The 20,305-nt window shown below is 44.9% G+C and carries 14 protein-coding genes and 2 pseudogenes; 10 read left to right on the forward strand and 6 right to left on the reverse strand.

Annotated elements, in window-relative coordinates:
* Positions 1-285 precede the first annotated feature (285 nt).
* Positions 286-1,977, reverse strand: coding sequence for an L-lactate permease (locus B7360_RS01285; protein WP_085342562.1), 1,692 nt, complete (start codon positions 1,975-1,977; stop codon positions 286-288).
* A gap of 162 nt (positions 1,978-2,139) precedes the next feature.
* On the opposite strand from B7360_RS01285, the gene B7360_RS01290 reads away from it, so the two are divergent.
* Together B7360_RS01290 and B7360_RS01295 are read left to right on the forward strand one after the other, a co-directional pair.
* Complete coding sequence (locus tag B7360_RS01290) at positions 2,140-3,039, forward strand: LysR family transcriptional regulator (protein WP_005375112.1); 900 nt, start codon at positions 2,140-2,142, stop codon at positions 3,037-3,039.
* 120 nt (positions 3,040-3,159) lie between these two features.
* Entirely contained in the window at positions 3,160-5,193 is a 2,034-nt protein-coding gene (locus B7360_RS01295; protein ID WP_085342563.1) for a prolyl oligopeptidase family protein, read from the forward strand.
* Between the two features lie 241 nt (positions 5,194-5,434).
* On the opposite strand, the gene B7360_RS01300 is transcribed toward B7360_RS01295, so the two are convergent.
* A complete protein-coding gene (locus B7360_RS01300; RefSeq protein WP_085342564.1) occupies positions 5,435-7,066 on the reverse strand; it encodes an ABC transporter ATP-binding protein in 1,632 nt (543 codons plus the stop codon).
* Positions 7,067-7,152: 86 nt separating this feature from the next.
* Positions 7,153-7,650: a hypothetical protein gene (locus B7360_RS01305; RefSeq protein WP_085342565.1), complete on the reverse strand. Its 498-nt coding sequence runs from the start codon at positions 7,648-7,650 to the stop codon at positions 7,153-7,155.
* 187 nt (positions 7,651-7,837) lie between these two features.
* On the opposite strand from B7360_RS01305, the gene B7360_RS01310 reads away from it, so the two are divergent.
* The 3 genes from B7360_RS01310 to B7360_RS01320 all read left to right on the forward strand — a co-directional run bounded on the left by B7360_RS01310 (position 7,838) and on the right by B7360_RS01320 (position 13,479).
* Positions 7,838-10,198, forward strand: coding sequence for a Lon protease family protein (locus B7360_RS01310; protein ID WP_005394880.1), 2,361 nt, complete (start codon positions 7,838-7,840; stop codon positions 10,196-10,198).
* A 294-nt stretch (positions 10,199-10,492) separates the two neighbouring features.
* The gene (locus tag B7360_RS01315) at positions 10,493-12,121 is read left to right on the forward strand and encodes a methyl-accepting chemotaxis protein (RefSeq protein WP_005394881.1); all 1,629 of its coding nucleotides are present in this window, start codon (positions 10,493-10,495) and stop codon (positions 12,119-12,121) included.
* 398 nt (positions 12,122-12,519) lie between these two features.
* Positions 12,520-13,479: a porin gene (locus B7360_RS01320; RefSeq protein ID WP_085342566.1), complete on the forward strand. Its 960-nt coding sequence runs from the start codon at positions 12,520-12,522 to the stop codon at positions 13,477-13,479.
* A gap of 122 nt (positions 13,480-13,601) precedes the next feature.
* Here the strand turns inward: B7360_RS01320 and B7360_RS01325 are convergent, their stop codons facing one another.
* Entirely contained in the window at positions 13,602-14,348 is a 747-nt protein-coding gene (locus B7360_RS01325; RefSeq protein ID WP_049873550.1) for a flagellar brake protein, read from the reverse strand.
* A gap of 127 nt (positions 14,349-14,475) precedes the next feature.
* Between B7360_RS01325 and B7360_RS01330 the strand changes: the two genes are divergently transcribed.
* The gene (locus B7360_RS01330; RefSeq protein WP_006741945.1) at positions 14,476-14,751 is read left to right on the forward strand and encodes a GNAT family N-acetyltransferase; all 276 of its coding nucleotides are present in this window, start codon (positions 14,476-14,478) and stop codon (positions 14,749-14,751) included.
* Positions 14,752-14,753: 2 nt separating this feature from the next.
* Complete coding sequence (locus B7360_RS01335; RefSeq protein WP_371343557.1) at positions 14,754-15,728, forward strand: phosphotransferase; 975 nt, start codon at positions 14,754-14,756, stop codon at positions 15,726-15,728.
* Between the two features lie 43 nt (positions 15,729-15,771).
* On the opposite strand, the gene B7360_RS01340 is transcribed toward B7360_RS01335, so the two are convergent.
* Positions 15,772-16,272: a GNAT family N-acetyltransferase gene (locus B7360_RS01340; RefSeq protein WP_085342567.1), complete on the reverse strand. Its 501-nt coding sequence runs from the start codon at positions 16,270-16,272 to the stop codon at positions 15,772-15,774.
* 395 nt (positions 16,273-16,667) lie between these two features.
* On the opposite strand from B7360_RS01340, the gene napG reads away from it, so the two are divergent.
* The 3 genes and pseudogenes from napG to B7360_RS01355 form a co-directional block, all read left to right on the forward strand.
* On the forward strand, positions 16,668-17,438 hold the full coding sequence (gene napG, locus B7360_RS01345) for a ferredoxin-type protein NapG (RefSeq protein ID WP_085342568.1): 771 nt from the start codon (positions 16,668-16,670) through the stop codon (positions 17,436-17,438).
* Positions 17,438-18,292, forward strand: coding sequence for a quinol dehydrogenase ferredoxin subunit NapH (napH, locus tag B7360_RS01350; RefSeq protein WP_085342569.1), 855 nt, complete (start codon positions 17,438-17,440; stop codon positions 18,290-18,292). The genes napG and napH overlap by 1 nt, the downstream gene beginning before the upstream one ends.
* Positions 18,293-18,496: 204 nt before the next feature.
* Positions 18,497-19,189, forward strand: a pseudogene (locus tag B7360_RS01355) (MFS transporter); the annotation flags it as partial.
* A gap of 474 nt (positions 19,190-19,663) precedes the next feature.
* On the opposite strand, the pseudogene B7360_RS25360 reads toward B7360_RS01355, so the two are convergent.
* Positions 19,664-20,263 (reverse strand): annotated as a pseudogene (locus tag B7360_RS25360) (transposase); the annotation flags it as partial.
* Positions 20,264-20,305: the final 42 nt, after the last annotated feature.

A 20,305-nucleotide genomic window follows, 5' to 3' on the forward strand; every position in this document is an offset into this window, starting at 1 on the left:
GTTGTGGAGCAATTTGCTCTTTCGTTGAGCCTTCATCGCAAAGCAGTGAAGGCATCAAAATGAGTATAGTTACCTATGGTTCACTTACTTTTGAACTGCTGATGTTGGTAACTCATTTACATAATTGATTGAAAAATTTTGTTAAATCACTCAATCAGTTATACAAATTGGAAAGGATGACACAGCTGCCGGGGGGATTGATGTAGCAAGCTAAATCAACATGTCGGGGTAGTAGTGCTGACAGCTGTGCCAAATTAGGCAGGGCTACAAACCCTGCGTTTCGCGTTACTTCATCAAGACATCCGTCATTTGGAGGCCGTAAATCAACACCAAACCAATAATGCCCGTCATTACAATGTAGTAGAACGTAGGGATAATAGTCTTACGTAATGTTGCGCCTTCACGGCCAAGTAAGCCTACGGTGGCTGATGCGGCAACAACGTTGTGAATCGCAATCATGTTACCTGCGGCTGCGCCAACGGCTTGAAGCGACACAACAATCACACTCGAAATAGACAGTGTTTGTGCCACTTCGAATTGGAACTGGCTGAACATCATGTTTGAAACCGTATTTGAGCTAGCGATGAACGCACCCAGCGCACCAACGGTGGCACTCAGAGCTGGGAACGCAGAACCGACAAGGTCAGAGGCAAAGTTCGCTGTTGTGACCGGCATACTTGCTAGGTCAGCGCCGTTAATACCAGAGTTGATGAAGATACGAACCATCGGGATGGTAAATACCAAGACAAAGCCCGCACCAATCAGTGTTTTGCTTGACTCGCCAAACGCTTCACGCAATGGCTTTGCGCTGCCACTTTGTAACATTGCGGCAAGCAGTGCGACAAACACGAGGATGCCACCTGGCAGGTACAACGGCTGAATAGCGGCGCTCACACCAGTCTCACCAAGAATATTGCTGAACGACAAACTTACGCTTTGTACAAAGCCTTTCAGTTCCGGACTTACGCGGCTTGCGACGAGAATTACCGCCAGCATTACATATGGTACCCAAGCTTTTACGATGCTCATTGGCTTGCCTGGATTGTCGTTTAGATCGACTTTTAGCGAGCCCAGCCATTCCGCAGGCCATTTGTCTTCGCTTTCGAAATCCCACTTAGTCTTTGGTACTAAGAAGCCTTTTTTGGCTGCGGTAACAACAATAGAAAGACCAACCAAACCACCGATTAGTGAAGGGAATTCTGCACCCAAGAACACACCAGTTAACGCGTATGGCACAGTGAAAGAGACGCCTGCGAATAAAGCAAATGGTAGAATATCCAGACCTTCACTCCAGCTTCTGTTCTTGCCGAAGAAACGTGTTAACATCATCGCCATTAATACAGGGATCATAGTACCTACAACAGCGTGAATCACAGCAACGTGCGCGGTGATATCTTGCAGGTACATTTCCCATGTTGCGCCTTGTGCAGCCAAAGACTCACTGATGTTATGGGTGTCTAAACCTTTGTTTACACCCACGATGATTGGCGTACCCACCGCACCGAATGAAACTGGCGTTGACTGGATCATCATACCCATTAGGACAGCGGCAAGCGCGGGGAAGCCGATTGCAACCAGTAGTGGTGCAGCAATTGCTGCCGGGGTACCGAACCCTGATGCGCCTTCAATGAATGAGCCAAAACACCAAGCAATGATGATGGCTTGCACACGGCGGTCAGCTGAAATATCGGTAAATCCATTACGGATAGTGGTGATCGCTCCAGTGTGTTTTAAAGTGTTGAGCAAGAAGATGGCACCAAACACGATCCATAGAACAGAAACAGTAATGCCTAGCCCTTGGAATACAGAAGCCAGTACGCGATTGGCTGACATATCCCAAAACATTAGGGCAATAGCGACGGTTAAACCGAACGCAACAGGCATGGCTTTTTTAGCAGGCCAGTTGAGACCAACCAATAAGATGGCGGCAACAACAATTGGCGAAAATGCCACTAGGGCAAGTAGGGTTTCACTCATTTGTACATCCTTCGTACGCTGACTTCTCGAACGGTGTCAATCCGCTGTAGAGGTGACTTTTTGTTGTAATGGTTTTGTTAATTTGGCGTGAATTTACTCCTTTATTTTTTGTTGATATAGGGAAATAATGAAAATAATTAATTCCAAAAGTGACATAATCGTATGAGAGCAGACGACTTAATCCTATTTTCTCAAGTAATCGAACTGGGCAGTTTTAGTAAGGTTGCAGAAGCAAATAACCTTACAAATTCGGTAGTTAGCAAAAGAATGGCAAGGTTGGAGGAAGAGATAGGGGCGCAGCTACTATATCGAACAACGCGTAAATTGACCTTAACCGAAGCAGGTAAGGTGTTACTCCACAGTGCTAAAAATGTGAAGCAGGCCACTCAGGAGGCTATGGACGCTGTTGCAGGCTTTGGAGAGAATGTGAGCGGTCACATAAAAATGTCCGTGCCTTGTATCTCTGGAGATTTGATACTTGCTGATGCCGTTGCGGAATTTTGTAACCTTCATCCGGGCCTGACCGTGGACATGTCATTGGATAATCGTTTTGTCGATTTAGTGGCTGATGGCTATGATTTGGTCATTCGAACCGGTTACCTAGCGGACTCCAGCTTAATTGCTCGACATATTCTCGATTCTCAATGGGTGGTGTGCGCGTCCCCTTCATATATCGCTAAAAATGGGAAGCCGATCGAGCCGATTGATCTCACCACGCACAATTGTCTGCAATACGCTTACCAAACCACAGGTGCAACGGATTGGGAGTTTAAAGGCGAAGACGGAAATTACATCGTCAAAGTATCTGGCTGCTTTTCTACTGATAACGCGACCGCATTACGTAAAGCCGCTCTGGGCGGCCATGGTATTGCTTACGTCCCGCGCTGCTTGGTGTATCACGATATTCGCAATGGTCAACTGGTCGATATTTTTCCTGAACTAGTGGGTAAAAAGCTGGGTATCTACGCGGTGTACCCGTTTACTCGTCAACCACCGAATAAAGTGAAGCTGCTTATTGAGCACATTCGTGATCGTTACTTAACGATATCTCATTATTTCTAGGTTCTTCATAGATTTAAAACAATGTCGTTGAAATCAATATTGGGTGCTCTAAGGTAATCACCGCAATAAAACGATTGAAGATAAACAACTTAATAAAAACAACGGAGTAACACGGACGTTATGCATTACCCAAAAACACGTAAAGATTCTGTCGTGGACACTTACTTTGGTCACGACATTGCCGACCCTCATCGCTGGTTAGAAGATGATCGCAGTGAAGAAACCGCACAATGGGTTTCGGGTCAAAATTCGGTCACGTTCGATTTCCTTGGTCAGATCCCGTACCGCCAACAAATCCGTGACTTAGTGGCGAACAGTCAAAACTACGAAAAATATTCCCAGCCATTTGTACGTGGTGACTACACCTACTTCTACAAAAACGACGGTTTGCAAAACCAAAGCGTGCTGTATCGCCATAAAGGGGAGGGAGAAGCCGAGGTTTTCCTTGATCCAAATACTTTCTCCGAAGAGGGCACGATCTCTCTTGGCGAAGTTAGCTTCTCTAAAGACTATCGTTTGGTCGCGTATTCCATCTCGGAAGGGGGCAGTGACTGGCGCAAGATCTTTGTTATTGATGCCGAAACCAAAGAACAGTTAGAGCCTGAGATTGTGGATGCGAAGTTTACGTCGATTTCTTGGCGGGGCAGCAAAGGCTTCTATTACTCAAGCTATGATAAGCCGCAAGGCAGTGAGTTATCTGCGCGAACTGAACATCACAAGCTTTATTATCATGAACTTGGTACACCTCAGTCTGAAGATAAAGTGATTTTCGGTGAGTTGGATACGCAGGTTCACCGTTATGTGTCTGGTACCACGACGACGGACGATCGCTTCCTCATTATTTCTGGCGCAGAATCCACATCGGGTAATCGTCTGTTTTATATCGATTTACAGTCTGAGTCCCAAGCGATTGTGACGCTTCGTGATACAACGCAAGGCGACACCTACTTGATTGATAGTCAAGACGAAACCTTGCTGCTTTACACCAACCTAGATGCGCCGAATGGCAAAGTTGTCAGCTACAACACCCGAACAGCGCAATGGATGGATGTGATTGCTGAACAAGAACAGCCGTTAGAAATCAGCAAAGGTGGCGGTTATCTGTTTGCGACTTATATGGTGGATGTACTTTCTAAAGTGCGGCAGTTTAACTACCAAGGTGAATGGATTCGAGATGTTGAACTGCCGGGAGAGGGTACGGCTTATGGTCTAGCGGGTAAAAAAGAAGAAACCACGCTGTATTACACCTTTACTAACTACGTGACGCCACCGACGATCTTCTCATTTGATGTTGAGTCTGGTGAATCGACGCTGTTTCAAGAATCAAAAGCGCCATTCGATCGCAGTGAGTATGAATCAAAACAGGTGTTCTACACCTCAAAAGATGGCACGCAAGTTCCGATGATCATCTCATACAAGAAGGGCATCGCGCTTGATGGCAGTGCGCCAACCATGCTGTATGGTTACGGCGGTTTTAACATCAGCCTCACTCCGATGTTTTCTGGCAATGTGGCCAACTGGCTGGAATTGGGTGGTATTTACGCTGTAGCCAACATGCGAGGCGGCGGTGAATACGGTAAAGCTTGGCACAACGCAGGCACTCAGCAGCAAAAGCAAAACGTATTTGATGACTTTATTGCGGCGGCGGAATACCTGATTGAAAACGACTACACTAGCTCCGAGCGTCTAGCGATTCGTGGTGGTTCAAATGGCGGCTTGTTGGTTGGTGCGTGTATGACGCAACGCCCTGAGTTATTTAAGGTGGCGCTGCCAGCCGTGGGTGTGCTTGATATGCTGCGTTACCACACGTTTACGTCTGGAGAAGGCTGGAAGTATGACTATGGCACGTCTGAACAAAGCGAAGCGATGTTCCAATACTTGCTTGGCTACTCTCCTGTTCACAATGTAAAAGAAGGCGTGCAGTATCCTGCGACATTGGTGACAACCGCCGATCACGACGATCGTGTGGTTCCAGCACATTCGTACAAGTTTATTGCGGAGCTGCAAGACAAGCAGCAAGGTGCTAATCCAGTATTGATACGCATTGATGTCAATGCTGGTCATGGTGCAGGGATGCCGCTGAGTAAGCAAATTGACCTCACCACAGACGTGTATGCATTTACGTTACATAATATGGGTATTGAGTCGATTTAATGCCTTAGTTGCTCGAAGCTTCTGAGAATAAAAAATGCCGCGACACTGTCGCGGCATTTTTCATGGTTGGGGGAACTCAATTCATACTGTTTGCTTGTATGTGAGCCAGGTTGACTAAGTCTGACTCTTGAACCAACCAGTCTCGGCGGCCAAACCGAAAGGCAGCTACGCCATTCTTAAGACAAGATGAATTTATCACCTTTTCTTAATCCTAGTTTATGAATATGAAACTGTGATGAACCTAAGCCGCATTGTGCTGATTTTCACTGTTTTCAAGATCAAATGAGGCATCTATCAGTTTTTTCGTGTAGTCATTTTTAGGGTTTTGGAAAATATTTTCGGCCGTACCTTGTTCCATGACCTCGCCTTTTTGCATGACAAGAACACGATCAGAAAGGGCTTTGACGACTGATAGATCGTGGCTAATAAACAAGTAGCCAATGTTATGCTTTTTCTGCAAATCTTTCAGGAGATCAATCACAGTCAGTTGAACCGAGCGGTCCAATGCAGAGGTCGGCTCATCAAGCAAAATAAACGAAGGTTCAAGGATCAGTGCTCGCGCGATAGCAATACGCTGACGCTGGCCTCCCGAAAACTCGTGCGGATAACGGTTGATGGACGCGGGATCTAAGCGAACCTCTCGAAGCACGTCGCGTGCTTTCTGCATACGTTCTTTTTTACTCAACATTGGCTGGTGGACAGTTAATCCTTCAGTGATGATCTCGCCGATAGTCATACGAGGAGAAAGCGAACCATAAGGGTCTTGGAACACCATCTGAACGTCTTTTTTCAGCTCAAAACGTTCTTTGTTTGTCAGCAAAGCCATATCTTGGCCTTTGTATTCGATTTTACCTGTGGATGGCAGGAGGCCTATCAGTGCGCGGCCGAGGGTAGACTTGCCTGAACCGGATTCCCCAACAATCCCGAGTGTTTCTCCTTGTTTGAGCTCAAGAGAAATGCCTTTTACGGCTTCGAAGTACTCATTTTTACTGGCAATAAAATGCGACTTTATCAAGAATTTGACTCGTATATCGTCAGCTTTTAACAGTTGTGTAGCACTCTCGCTAATAGGGTCCTTACTGCCTTTTGGAATAGAGTTGATCAGCATACGTGTGTATTCGTGCTTTGGGTCTTCGAAGAGTGTTTGCGTTTCGCTTTCTTCGACGACTTCCCCTTTACACATCACAATGACACGGTCGGCAAAGTGTTTCACGACGCCTAAATCATGAGTAATAAATAGGATTGCCATGCCCATCTGAGCCTGAATTTCTTTAATCAGGTGCAACACTTCTGCTTGAACCGTGACATCCAACGCCGTTGTTGGTTCGTCGGCGATCAAAATATCGGGCTCGTTAATCAGTGCCATTGCAATCATGATGCGTTGCAACTGACCGCCAGAAAACTCGTGCGGATATTTGCTGTACGCTTTCTCTGGCTCTGGCATGTGAACCAGTTCAAACAGCTCTAACACTCTCGCTTTGGCTTTCCGTCTATCCACTGGACGGTGGCACATGATGGCCTCAGCAACTTGGATCCCCACCCGCATGTATGGGTTCAGTGAGGTCATCGGCTCTTGAAAAATCATACCGATACGATCACCGCGAATGCTTTGCATTTCACGCTCCGTTTTATCCAAGATGGAGCTACCCTCAAACATGATGGATGAGTTCGTATGCAAAATAGCGTTGTCTGGCAATAGTTTCATCAGTGCATTGGTTGATACTGACTTGCCAGACCCAGACTCGCCAACGATGGAAAGCGTCTCGCCTGCTTTTAAATCGAAGCTAACCTTCTTTACTGCATCGACGATCCCATCGTTTGTCGTAAAGCTGACCGATAGGTTATTCACCGAAAGAATGGTTTTAGAAGACATCACAGATCCTTGTGGTTGATAAAGCAAATGAAACACAAGCAATGGGCTGCGCTAAGTCTGGCAGACCTCAATGCTTGGGCTTTAGATTAATTATAAAGGTGAGAAGGCGAAGACTTTGCCGAACTCATCGCTTGCAAATGCAAAAACTGCTCATGTGCGCGCGTCACATGGTCTAGCTCAATCATCCATTGAGCATTGCGTTGAGCAGAGCAAAATGCCGCCATATGAGCTAACAAGTCTTCACTTTGTTGACCAAGTAAATGACCCACACGCTCAATAAGTTCATGATTCTCTAATTGCAAGAATTGGAATAGTGCGTACGTTTGATTGAGTGTTGAAAAAGCATCGCGCTGTAATCCGAGTTTGTTGAGAATCTCCGATTGTGCAACGCACGCATCTCTCAGCCCGGTGATGAGACAGACAAATTGACAAGGTTTGGTGTGAGCATTTTCGAGCGCCGAATGAATGTGGTTGGGTAGATTGCTGAGTACATCGTCGTATAAACGATGTGCCTCGGGCCAGTGGCCTTGTTCCATCAATTGCTCTGCTTTCAAGTAGCGCATCCAGCATTGCTCAATATTCATGTCCATCTCCACAAGAGTTGATTTGTTTTGATATTAAATGAAATTGATTATCAATTGCAAGTGCGTATTGATATCACTTTTGTGCTCATAAAATGTCCAATCAAACTAGGGTGGAAGGTAAATCACTTAAAATTAAGCAAATAATCTCTACACTCAAATGACGAAAATAAGAAAAAAGGAAGTGGATATGGCAATACTAAGATTGGAAGCTAAGCAGCTATATTCTGTAGCAGATCTAGAGAATATGCCATGTAAGTCGACCAAGGAGTTACCTCCAATTGATGAGATTGTGGGCCAAGAGCGCGCGCAAAAAGCGGTCGAGTTTGCGATGTCCATCAAAGAGAAAGGGTATAACATCTACGCCATTGGTCAGAATGGGCTAGGTAAACGCACCATGATCCTGCGCTATCTGAATCGTCACCAGCACGATGCAGCAGCCTTGTTTGATTGGTGTTACGTTGCGAACTTTGAAGATACCCGCACACCCAAGGTGTTGAAGCTGCCTTGTGGTATCGGGAATAAGTTACGTGTTGATATTGAAGCCTTAATGGGCAAACTACTGAATGCTTTACCCCTAGCGTTCGACAATGAAATGTACTTTAGCCGAGCTGAGCGATTAAAAAACCAATTGGCGGCGAAGCAACAAAACGAGCTGGACCGCATTAGCCGAGAGGCAAAAGAGAAAGGCATTAGCTTGACGCTTACCACACAAGGCGATTACCAGTTTGTCGCCATGAATGGTGACGAGCTTCATACGGAAGAGTCTTTTGATGCACTAAGTAAGAAAGAGCAAGAGCAGTTCAGTGATGCTATTGATGAACTCGAAGTACGATTACGTTCGATGGTCCGTGAACTCACAGAGTGGGAAGAAACTTACAGCGACAAAATCAAAAAGCTTAATGATGAAGTGACGCTCGATGTGATTACTCACTTCATTAAAAAGCTCAAAGTGGATTACGCAGAATATTCTGAAATCAAAACGTACTTAACTGAGCTGCAAAAAGATATTGTTGAAAACGCAGATATCTTCCTTGACCAAAGTGGTGAGCAAGGCGAAATTGCAACGGCGTCGTTGGATAAAAAATTGCCACGTCGTTATAAAGTGAACGTCTTGGTAAGTCGCAACAGCAGTGACTTTCCTATCGTTGTTGAAGAAAACCCCAATTACCATTCGCTCTTCGGTTCGATTGAGACAGCCACTTTCAAGGGAACCGTGTTTACCGACTTTTCGCTGATTCGTGCGGGGAGTTTGCATAAGGCGAATGGCGGCGTTCTGTTAATGGATGCACAGAAAGTGCTTGAACAGCCTTACGTTTGGGATGGTTTGAAGCGCGCACTGCGTGCTCGTCAATTGAGCTTTACCTCCCTAGAAAAAGAAGTGACATTGACAGGGGCGGTATCACTCGATCCCGAGCCTATCCCGCTCGACATTAAAATCATTTTGTTTGGTGACTACCGAACTTATCAATTACTGCAGCATTACGATCCAGAGTTCAGTGAGTTGTTCCGAGTGACAGCGGATTTTGAAGATGAGATGAAGCGAACGCCAGAGTCGGAACTGCACTATGCGCGCTTTATTTCTAGCGTCGTGAACGACAACAATATGCTGCACTGTGATAGAAAGTCCATGGGACGGATTATCGAATACAGTTCACGCTTGTCTGGTGATCAAACCAAGCTATCACTCCACTCTGCCAATATTGCGAATTTATTACGTGAGTCAAACTACGTTGCTCGTCAAGCCAACTCCAACATGATCCGTATCGGTCATGTGGAAGAGGCGCTCAAGAACCAAGAAATGCGAGTGAGCCGATTACGTGACAATGTGATGGAAACGTTTGTTAACGGTACAACCTTGATTCGCACTGAAGGGAAGGCTATCGGTCAAGTGAATGCCCTCTCGGTATTAAGCACTAGCGACTACATGTTTGGCGCGCCGAATCGCATCACCGCGACGACGTGTTACGGCGATGGGGATGTTATCGATATCGAACGCAGTGTGGATTTGGGCGGCAGTATTCACTCTAAAGGCGTGATGATTCTATCGGCCTACTTGTCTTCCGTGTTTGGTAAAACGGCGCGAGTACCATTAACCACAACGATTACGTTTGAGCAATCTTATGGTGGTGTCGACGGTGATAGTGCCAGCATGGCAGAGCTATGTGCTGTGGTGTCTGCTTTTTCAAAGCAACCAAACCGACAAGACATTGCGATTACAGGCTCAATGAATCAGTTTGGTGAAGCTCAGCCGATTGGTGGTGTGAACGAAAAAATTGAAGGCTTTTACGATGTGTGTGTGATTAAAGGTCGTCATGAAGGGCAGGGGGTCATTATCCCGCAATCTAATGTTCATAACTTGATGCTCCGTTCCGACATCGTGAAAGCAGTAGAAAAAGGTGAGTTTAATATTTGGGCGATTGATCATGTCACTGAAGCCATCGAGCTGTTCACGGGGAAAGTCGCCGGTGAGCCAACCGATGAAGGTTCTTATCCAATAGATACGATTTTTGGCCTTGCTCAAGCTAAGCTCAATTCGTTGAGAAAATAGCCTAAAACCGTCCTAAATGTGAATGTATCTCATCATAAGTGATCACAATTTATCATAACGACAATATCCCGACACTACTGTCGGGATATTGTCAATAACAGATTGAAAATGGGGACTTTTTGTACTAGACAAAAGTGTGATCGACCTCTAATATTCGCCACTTGTTTATTCGTCTGGGAACTTTCCCGTCGCAAGGAAGCATAGATATTCAAATAACCGAAATGCAGCTTCAGTATTAAGAGTTGCTTGAGTTCGTTTGGATATAGGCATCACGCATACAACTGAGGTCCAGTCATGCAGTTATCACTGAAAAATTTGTCAGTACGAACGCAAATTTTGGTTCCGGTATTATTTACCGCGATTGTTTTGTTTATTGCTTTGTGGATTACTAAAAACAATCTTCAAGCTGAGCAAGATGTTATTGCTTCCAACCAAGAGTCTTTGGTTTTCCATAAAGACACTTTGGCGCGTATTGACGATGAAATTTATCCACTTCGTATTACAGCGGTTTACGCTATCTACGACGCTTCCCGTCGTGAAAATTTTCTTAATGAATTGAAAGAAGGCTTAAAGCAGGTTGAAGCTGATTTAAGTGCGATTGAAGCTCGCAATCTGTTTCGTGAAGATGCGATTAAAGTTCGCCAAGCGATCGAAGCCTATGTTCGATATTCAGAGCGCTCAGTGGCTTTCTTTAACCAGTACGATCAAGGCTTGAAATCGGACAGTGAGTACCGTGCATTCATTAAAGAGTACCGTAATGTTGGCCGAGAAATGGTTCAACAAATCAATACTCTGTCGAAGCATGTGAATGATCAAGCAGAGCAGTCAACCATAAGAAGCCATCAACAGAATGAGCGTGTACAAAACAACGCTATGCTGACAGTTCTTGCGGTATTTGCGTTCTCATTGGTGGGGGCGTGGATCTTATCAGGCATGATTGTTACGCCTATTCAAAAACTTCAAGAAGTGATGCGTCAGTTAGCAATGGGCAACTTGTCAGTTCGCGCAGATGTAGACGGTGATAACGAAATTGCGAAGCTGAGCAAAGATGTTAACCAAACAGCAGAACAGCTTTATAACACGGTCGACCAGCTTACTCGCATCAGTGAAGAGGTTGCCTCGGCATCGACTGAGCTTGCCGCAGTAATGACGCAAGCAGAAGCGAATGCTCAGCTAGAGCTCGCTGAGATCGAACAAGTTGCATCGGCTGTTAATGAACTTGCCAGCACGGCAAACAACGTGAGCGACAACGCAACGTCTGCGGATTCGACAGCTCGCGAAGCTGATGGCCTTGCGCAATCAGGTCTGGCTATCTTCCAAGAGAGCGCAGAAGCAAGCGCACAGATGTCTCAGGCATTGAACGATGCAGCGCAAGTCGTACTGCGTTTAAAAGAGCAGTCGGTTCAGATCAACGACGTTATTGAAGTGATTCGCGGTGTCTCTGAGCAGACCAACTTACTCGCATTGAACGCTGCGATTGAAGCAGCGCGTGCTGGTGAGTCTGGTCGTGGTTTTGCGGTTGTTGCGGATGAAGTACGTATGCTCGCGGCACGCACGCAAGACTCGACTCAAGAGATCCAAACGATTATTGAAGAACTTCAAGCGCAGTCTGGGCTTGCGAATGACAGCATGCAAGTCAGCCTTGATATGCTCAGTCGTAACAACGAACTGACGCAACAAGCGAATGAGGCATTGGTTGGTATTACCGAGTCGGTAGCCAACATTAACGATTCAAACACGCAAGTGGCAACCGCAGCCGAAGAGCAGTCTCAAGTCACTCAAGACATCAACCGCAACGTGGTTAACATGTCTGAACTGGTTAACCAGAATGTGGCGGGTATTAGTCAAAGCGCAAGCGCGAGTACGGAACTTTCATTACTTGCAGAGAAGCAGAAAGAGCAATTGAGCTTCTTTAAGCTTTAATTCGCTATTCGACTAACAAAATGTATAAATCCCTGAGCTATTGCTTGGGGATTTTTTTGTTTGTGAGAAACTGATTTAAAATCAGGAAGTCTATCTAAAACAGTCATTTAGTGAAAATATTTTGCGAGCAAAATCACATATAGTGAGATTATTTTTACATTTTTTGCGTCAAAATTTTTTTGACGCGAACGATTTTTTTACCTCAACCGATAACTTGATGGTTGAGAGGTATTCATATCGTCATTTTACTTGGTGTTTTCTTCTATAAGTGCTGTTTATTCAACGCGTTGCGTGAAAAATAACAGCTGCTACTATGCCGCCAGTTTTCTCGTTGGTACAGAAAAGTCCTGTTTTTCTGGTGAGAAAACACATATAAAACAATGATATGGAAAATAACAATGAAATTAAAAACTTTAGCTGTAGCAGTGGCGCTAATGGCATCAGGATCTCAAGTTGTCGCTTCAGAACTATACAACCAAGATGGCACTTCTCTTGAGATGGGCGGCCGCGCTGAAGCGCGTCTTTCTATGATGGATGGTAAGGCAAAAGACCGTACTCGCATCCGTCTTAACTTCCTAGGCAAACAGGAAATCAATGAAAATCTATACGGTGTTGGTTTTTGGGAAGGTGAGTTCGAAACAAAAGAAGAAGGTGCCGTAGATAACAACAGTGATCTTGAAACTCGTTACGCTTACGCAGGCCTAGGCGGTAAATACGGTGAATTAACTTACGGTAAAAACGACGGTGCATTATTCGTTCTTACTGACTTTACCGATATTATGGCTTACCACGGTAACACTGCAGCACTTAAGCTGCCTGTATCTGACCGTACAGACAACATGCTTTCTTACAAAGGCCAATTCGAGCAACTAGCTGTACGTGCTAGCTACCGCTTTGCTGATCGCACAACAGATGCAAAAGGTTTTACAGACAACGAGGAAGATGGCTTCTCTCTATCTGGTATCTACGCATTTGCTAATACTGGTATTGAACTAGGTGCTGGTTATGCAGACCAAAACGATAGTGATGAGTTCATGCTTGCTGCTGCATACTCTGTAGGTGATTTCTACTTCGCTGGTAACTACACAGGCGCAGACGTGGATGTTGCAGGTGAGTCTGCGGATTACAAAGGCTACGAACTAGCTGCATCATACACTATGGGTCAAACTGTATTTACTTCTACGTTCAACAAAGGTGAGCTAGAAGATGCTGATACTGTAGAAAACCTAGCTGTTGATGTTACTTACTACTTCAAGCCTAACTTCCGTGGCTACGCATCATACAACTTCGATCTAATGGATAACGAAGGCGCTGATGAAAAAGATGAGCTAGCGCTAGGTCTACGTTACGACTTCTAAGTCGAAACTGTTATCTAAGATTCTGCCTTATTCTTAGTAAACAAAACCCCTTACTGCAAAGTAAGGGGTTTCTTGTTTTCCGGGTATCAAAACTGGCCGCTACTTGGTGCTCGTTATCAAAGCTACCTTTTTAGTGTGAGTTTAGTCCCATCAAATTTTAGGTGACTCAGGAGGTTTTTAGCGTTGGTTTTACCAACCTCATCAAACTCCATTCCATAGCGAGCATGGTGTGTCGATTTTTGTAAGTTACAAATACGACCTCTCAATGGCGCGAGCATGTGGCTTTCACCGGGCATGGTTAGGTCCAATGAAACGCGATCACCAACCTGAAGTGGTCGGCTCATTGGTGATGTCACAAAGCGGCACCCACTGCGAGATAAATCTCTTATCTCGCACTCAGTTCGATAGGCTTCTAAACAAACGCGCGCCCTCAAATTCACTTCGTAACGTACTTCTTTACGAAGCTGAAAGACCTGCATGGTGTTGGGTAGACTTAGCACCAAAATTGGATACGGGTCGCCGAGTCGGTGCTGCAATTGCGCCCGAAATGGAATGACAGCACCTTCCCCTCGATGAGAGTACGCTTTTACATTGATCCAAAAGCCTTCTTGAAAATAAAATTTCAAGTCCTCATCGGAGATGTTCGGAACCTCTATCAATGCGGTATTATTTGAGTGACAGCCGACAAATGTGCTGGTTGTAATAAACTTGGTACCAACAGGTGTCGTGACGTTTAAACTTACTTCACTGCCATGTTCGACCATTGCCATTGCATCGGTGCTATTTAGTGTACTTGCCTGACGTTCGGGGGCCTTCTTGCTTTGCAGAGGTAGTTTGCCGTCTCTGGCAATAGGGCTCATATTTCTCATTATTATTGTCGTACCTGATTTGAGAAGGTAAGGGCGTGAAGTGACAGAGCACTTCCGCATGGTGTTGATTCTATTCAGTGATATAGTTTGATTCAATCAATCCGTAACAAAAATTAGAGAGCAAGATATGCATAAAGTAACTCATGAAGTTGAAAACAACACATTTTGGGTTGATTTAGAACAAGGTTATAAAGCCAAGGTGGTTTATCAGCTTGAGAATAATGTCATGCACATCACATCAACCGTAGTTCCTGAAGCATTACGAGGTAAAGGGTACGGAAAAGTGATGATGGAAGCGGTATTGCCAGAAATTGAGGCACTCGGTTATCAAATCAAACCAGTCTGTCCATATGTCATTCATTATATGGAGAAAAACCAAGCGTGGTCACATCTGCTTGCATGATGATGAACGACAACCACCAACGTTACCAAAGCATTGGCCAGGAGCTAAAGCTCGGGAATTATCAATCGGTAGAAGTCATACAATCGCTATGGGGAGGCTATGGTGAGTTAGTCCGAGTTACTTATTCAACTTGCTCGTTGATCATTAAGCATGTAAAACTCCCTAAACCTTCAGAGCATCCAAGAGGCTGGAATACTGACCGATCTCACCAAAGAAAGCTGCACTCTTATCAGGTGGAGGTGAATTGGTATACGGATTTTTCCAGAGAGGTGAGCACTCGCTGCCGAGTACCACAAGGTCTAAAAACGTTCCAATCGGAGAATGAATGGCTCATCGTGATGGAAGATCTCGCCGAGGCAGGCTTTCCAAAAGTCATCACCGATGCAAAGCTAGAACATCTACGAGCCTGCCTTGCTTGGTTGGCGAACTTTCATGCGCGCTACATCGGTGTTCGCTCGGATAAGCTGTGGCATAGCGGCACGTATTGGCACTTGGCAACCAGACCCGATGAGCTTGAGGTGCTGCAAGACACCGAGCTAAAAAATGCCGCTCAATTAATTGATCAAACGCTTTCGCAAGCCAAGTTCAATACGCTTGTACACGGTGATGCCAAATTGGCGAACTTCTGTTTTGATCGAGAAGAATCAAGCGTTGCTGCGGTCGACTTTCAATACGTCGGACAGGGCTGTGCGATGAAAGATGTAGCACTGTTCATGAGCAGCGCCGTCAAGCCAGAACGTTGTGCAGAGATGGAAGTTTGGGTTTTGGACACGTATTTTGCTCAGTTGCAACAGGCGTTAATGGTTTATCAGCCGAATCTCGACCCCAATGAAGTCGAGCGCGAATGGCGTCCTTTGTTTGCGGTTGCGTGGGCTGACTTTCAACGATTTGTGAAAGGTTGGAGCCCCGATCACTGGAAGATCAATCCTTACACAGAAGCATTGACTCGCAGAGCGCTGGCTCACTTACGAAAGTGAGTAGAAGTTTAAAAAGAAAAGCCTCCAATTAGGAGGCTTTGATTTAGTTTTTACTTGGCCTGATACGTGCCATGTAATAGGTATTGATGAACTCGCCATCTCGGAAGGAGCCATCAATCGCTTCGCCCTCAATTTGAAATCCATGCTTTTTGTACAGGCCAATGGCGGTCTCGTTGTCGGCATTCACTTCTAACTGGATGCGTCTTACATTCAACCAGTTATCCGCCAACTCGATGATGGTTTCAATTAACTTACTTCCCACGCCTAGGCCGTGAAACTGGTCGTGAACGCCAATACCAAACGCGGCCGTGTGCGCCGTTCTTGGACGCTGTGAGTGATGAAAGCCAATGTTACCCACTACTTTACCATCGATTTCAGCGACGTAGCTGTAAACGCCAGCGGGCATATTTGACAATCGTTCTACCCACATTGCGAGCGAAGGTTTTGGGAGTTGCAGGGTTTCACGTTGTGCTTTTGGTTGTGAATAGATTTCTACGAGTGCCGCTGCGTCTTCAACGGTTGTTGGACGTACGATAATTTCCATGCTTCTCTCCTTCGCTTTTTAGTATTAATTTTCAATCTAACCACAGTTCCTTATTTTGGATAGTATTTTTTGAAGTTTGAGAGATAAACACCTTTTAAATTAGGTTGTTATAGCGATGTTTTTCTAAATTTTAGTAGTCATTTATCTTTGAATTTAGCGAATAGATTGCAAAGGTGTTGAATTATTGTACTGAAAATGGCGTGCACGGTAGAGTATCGTGGTGAATTTCATGTTGGAGGAAATAAATGGAATGATTCAAACTGTGACGACGGCACTGTACATCAGTTGACTTGAATCAATTGAGGATGGAGTTACCTCTTATGAGGTATGGGGAAGAGGTACGTTTAGCGCTATTTATGCTTAACTTGATAAAGGAGTTTCGTTGAGGAAATAGCATGAAATCCTCTCAGTCTAAAACATCGCAAAGTCGGCGTCGATTTTTGCGTGATACAGCTCGAACTGCGGCTGGTGTTGGCGCAGCTGCGTGTGTATTGGGCTTACAATCGCTACAAAGCCAAGCTCGAGAAACGAAAGGTGTGCCTATTCGCCCACCCGGTGCTTTGCCAGAAGGCGATTTCGAATCAGCCTGTATTCGATGTGGCTTGTGTGTTCAAGCATGCCCTTACGACACATTGAAACTCGCGACATTACTTTCTCCTGTAGCCACTGGTTCACCTTACTTTACTGCGCGCGATATTCCCTGCGAAATGTGTGAAGACATCCCTTGTGTGGTCGCTTGTCCGAGTGGGGCGCTGGATCCGAAGCTAACCGATATTGATGACGCTCGCATGGGGACAGCGGTTCTTATTGACCATGAAACTTGCCTTAACTGGCAAGGGCTACGATGCGACGTTTGTTATCGCGTTTGTCCGCTGATTGATGAAGCCATCACATTAGAGATGGTTCACAACGACCGAACCGGTTATCACGCCAAACTTATCCCTACAGTGAATTCCGAAGTGTGTACCGGATGTGGCAAGTGCGAACAAGCGTGCGTGTTGGATGTCGCTGCTATTAAAGTCGTCCCGACGGATTTGGCGAAAGGCAAAGTGGGCAGTCACTACAATTTTGGTTGGAAAGAGATCGACAAACCACTCGAAAATATCCTCCCTAGTGAGACGCCTGTACCGGAAGGTGCGCTTGAATCGCTAAAAGGAGGTAAGTAATGGCAAAGAACTTAGCTCAAAATGCTGGCAAAGAAGCGGTTGAAAAGCTTGGCTGGTGGCGCGCGCATCGGTTTTTGATTTTACGCAGACTATGCCAGCTCACCATCATTGCGCTGTTTATGGCTGGGCCGACGTTGGGAATTCTAACCGGTAATCTGTCATCAAGTATGTTGCTCGATGCAGTGCCGTTAAGTGACCCGTTAATTTTGCTTCAAGCTTTGGCGACAGGGCATGTTCCGGAGTTTAATGCGCTGTTAGGCGTAGTGATTGTCGTGGTGTTCTACGCGATTTTAGCACCGCGCGCATTTTGTGCTTGGGTATGCCCGTTGAACATCGTGACGGACTTAGCGGCGTGGCTGCGCCGAAAGTTCAACATTAAAGCTAGCTATCGTTGGTCTCCTGCTATTCGCTATTGGCTGATCCCTGTTTTGATGTTGGGCAGCGCGCTGTCTGGCGCGATTCTTTGGACATGGTTAGATCCAGTGGCGGCACTGCATCGCGGATTGGTGTTTGGTATGGGCGCAGGTTGGGTGTTGATCGCACTGGTGTTCGTACTGGATTTACTCTTAGTTGAGCATGGGTGGTGTGGGCACTTATGTCCACTGGGTGCTACCTATGGTGTGATAGGCCGAAAAAGCCTGTTGCGCGTTACTGCTGTTCGCCGCGAAGATTGCACCAAATGCATGGATTGCTTTTACGTCTGCCCAGAACCTGAGGTGCTTCGACAACCATTGAAAGAGGGAGATCGTCGAGTTATGGATCAAAACTGCATAAGTTGTGGCCGCTGTTTGGATGTGTGTCCAGAACATGTGTTTGAATTTAAGAATCGTCTAACAGTAAAGAATATCGATTAAGTTACTGAGCCTCATCACTGGCGTTTTTACCTATTTCTCTCGATATTTCAACATCGCGCTTAGCCAAGGAATTGAGTGCGATGTTTATCTTCATAACAATATCCCTATGCAATATCTGCTTGGTTTGGGTTGAAAATAATAATGATATTGCGAATTTGTTACATTTGAAGCTATGATGATGCCTTCATATTTAAAGGAAACATCATGACTACCTCATCGCAAGGCTGGAGAACGCCGCAAAATTTCCTCCTGTTAATTTCCATTATCGTGCCCATTGCTTTTTCTACTTGGATGGCGTTGTTGAACAACTTTGTTATCGAGAAAGCGAACTTTGATGGCGCTGATATCGGTTTACTTCAAAGTGTTAGGGAAGTACCTGGCTTTCTAGCTTTCACTGCGGTATTCGTTTTACTTTTTATCCGTGAACAACGCTTTATGCTCGTCTCTTTGGCGATGCTTACGCTTGGTACGGCATTAACAGGTTATTTTCCCACTTTGTACGGTCTACTTTTTACAACCTTATTGATGTCTACCGGCTTTCATTACTTCGAAACGCTGAAGCAGTCTTTGTCTTTACAATGGCTATCGAAAGAAGAAGCACCGGAAATGTTGGGTAAATTTATTTCTGTTGGAGCTTTGGCTTCTCTGTTTACCTACGGCGCCATTTGGGTTTCGCTCGAACAGCTCAAACTTGATTTTAAAACGGTCTATCTAATGGCAGGTGGTTTAGGTTTTGTGCTTATTTTGGTGATGGCATTTGCTTTCCCTCAATTTAAAACAAAAGTGCCTCAAAACAAGAAACTCATTCTGCGTAAACGTTACTGGTTGTACTATGCGCTCACGTTTATGAGTGGTGCTCGCCGTCAGATTTTCACGGTTTTTCCGGTATTCCTAGTAAGAAATCAATCTAAAAATGTTTATTTATCCTATCCTTTTGTTAAGTAAGTTATTTTCCTTTTTTTTCTGCGCAAGTGTATTACAAATTAGTTCATTTTTGTCACGAATAAGGTTTTGTATTAAAAAAGGGGTAAAACCTAAGTTACGAACCCATTTATTCTTTACAAAAATCAGTCTGGATAGTAGTTAGTTTAGTTCTAAAGATGGTCAGAACTATGTAGGTAATGCCATCCGACATTGATATCCGCGTGATTGCAATGTAGCAAGAGCATTAGCCAATACGCAAATTATAAAACATCTAATATACGACTATGGTACCAATATAGCTTTCCTAAAGTGACGGAAAGGGCTTAAGGCAACCTAATCTAACACTCTTCTGTCTAGAAGATTGAACTTTTGGCACTCAATCGGAACTTCACCATCATCAAGCTTAGCTTTTATTATAGAGAAATACTCGCCAGCCTGAGCTTTCTAATTTCTTAGGCTTAATTTCCCACCTGGAAATTGTTTCACTCAATGTACTTTTGCTTTGATAGATACGGCTTATGGTATCCATACCGCTTTTCTACTTATTGTTGGAGTCGCAGAGCTTCTGCAATTTAACGCGAAATTACGAGGTTATCCTTGTTCGCAGAAGGCTGCTCCCTCACTTGGTGGGATGGGCGGAAACGCTCGTTTGAACCGTAAGGAATCATGGCAATTCCTAGAGTAATAAATGTTATCGTCTGAAACGTACATGATTTTTCGACGTACCTGTTTAAGCTGGTTAGAAGCTCTTCGGCATTGATTGTGTTAGATAAAGTCAGCTCTACAGCTACTATGTTACGCGGGCTACTGCAATATGCAGTTTACACCAAACTCTATGCTTCCCGTCAGTGCCATGCTTTTTGATTTTACATTCACTCTCTTATATAAACCTAGAGACCAATGACATCAATGTATAGATGTCGTATCAGACCCTCTGATTTTAGCTTTAAATGAAACCCCATCGTCCTTAGAGCAATGGCATATACAGGTATAATGCTGACAAGCTAGCGGTATGTTAGCCAGTCTAAATAATGAGTCTATAAATCCTTACAGCGGATCAGATGGTAAATTCTTGATTCAGTTCCGTTG

The organism is Vibrio sp. ArtGut-C1 (assembly GCF_002105475.1).
Taxonomy (GTDB): domain Bacteria; phylum Pseudomonadota; class Gammaproteobacteria; order Enterobacterales; family Vibrionaceae; genus Vibrio; species Vibrio diabolicus.

Bases quoted from the DNA above. Each gene is read 5' to 3' on its own strand.
- B7360_RS01285 (WP_085342562.1), bottom strand. From the start codon at position 1,977: ATGAGTGAAACCCTACTTGCCCTAGTGGCATTTTCGCCAATTGTTGTT.
- B7360_RS01290 (WP_005375112.1), top strand. From the start codon at position 2,140: ATGAGAGCAGACGACTTAATCCTATTTTCTCAAGTAATCGAACTGGGC.
- B7360_RS01295 (WP_085342563.1), top strand. From the start codon at position 3,160: ATGCATTACCCAAAAACACGTAAAGATTCTGTCGTGGACACTTACTTT.
- B7360_RS01300 (WP_085342564.1), bottom strand. From the start codon at position 7,066: ATGTCTTCTAAAACCATTCTTTCGGTGAATAACCTATCGGTCAGCTTT.
- B7360_RS01305 (WP_085342565.1), bottom strand. From the start codon at position 7,650: ATGAATATTGAGCAATGCTGGATGCGCTACTTGAAAGCAGAGCAATTG.
- B7360_RS01310 (WP_005394880.1), top strand. From the start codon at position 7,838: ATGGCAATACTAAGATTGGAAGCTAAGCAGCTATATTCTGTAGCAGAT.
- B7360_RS01315 (WP_005394881.1), top strand. From the start codon at position 10,493: ATGCAGTTATCACTGAAAAATTTGTCAGTACGAACGCAAATTTTGGTT.
- B7360_RS01320 (WP_085342566.1), top strand. From the start codon at position 12,520: ATGAAATTAAAAACTTTAGCTGTAGCAGTGGCGCTAATGGCATCAGGA.
- B7360_RS01325 (WP_049873550.1), bottom strand. From the start codon at position 14,348: ATGAGAAATATGAGCCCTATTGCCAGAGACGGCAAACTACCTCTGCAA.
- B7360_RS01330 (WP_006741945.1), top strand. From the start codon at position 14,476: ATGCATAAAGTAACTCATGAAGTTGAAAACAACACATTTTGGGTTGAT.
- B7360_RS01335 (WP_371343557.1), top strand. From the start codon at position 14,754: ATGAACGACAACCACCAACGTTACCAAAGCATTGGCCAGGAGCTAAAG.
- B7360_RS01340 (WP_085342567.1), bottom strand. From the start codon at position 16,272: ATGGAAATTATCGTACGTCCAACAACCGTTGAAGACGCAGCGGCACTC.
- napG (WP_085342568.1), top strand. From the start codon at position 16,668: ATGAAATCCTCTCAGTCTAAAACATCGCAAAGTCGGCGTCGATTTTTG.
- napH (WP_085342569.1), top strand. From the start codon at position 17,438: ATGGCAAAGAACTTAGCTCAAAATGCTGGCAAAGAAGCGGTTGAAAAG.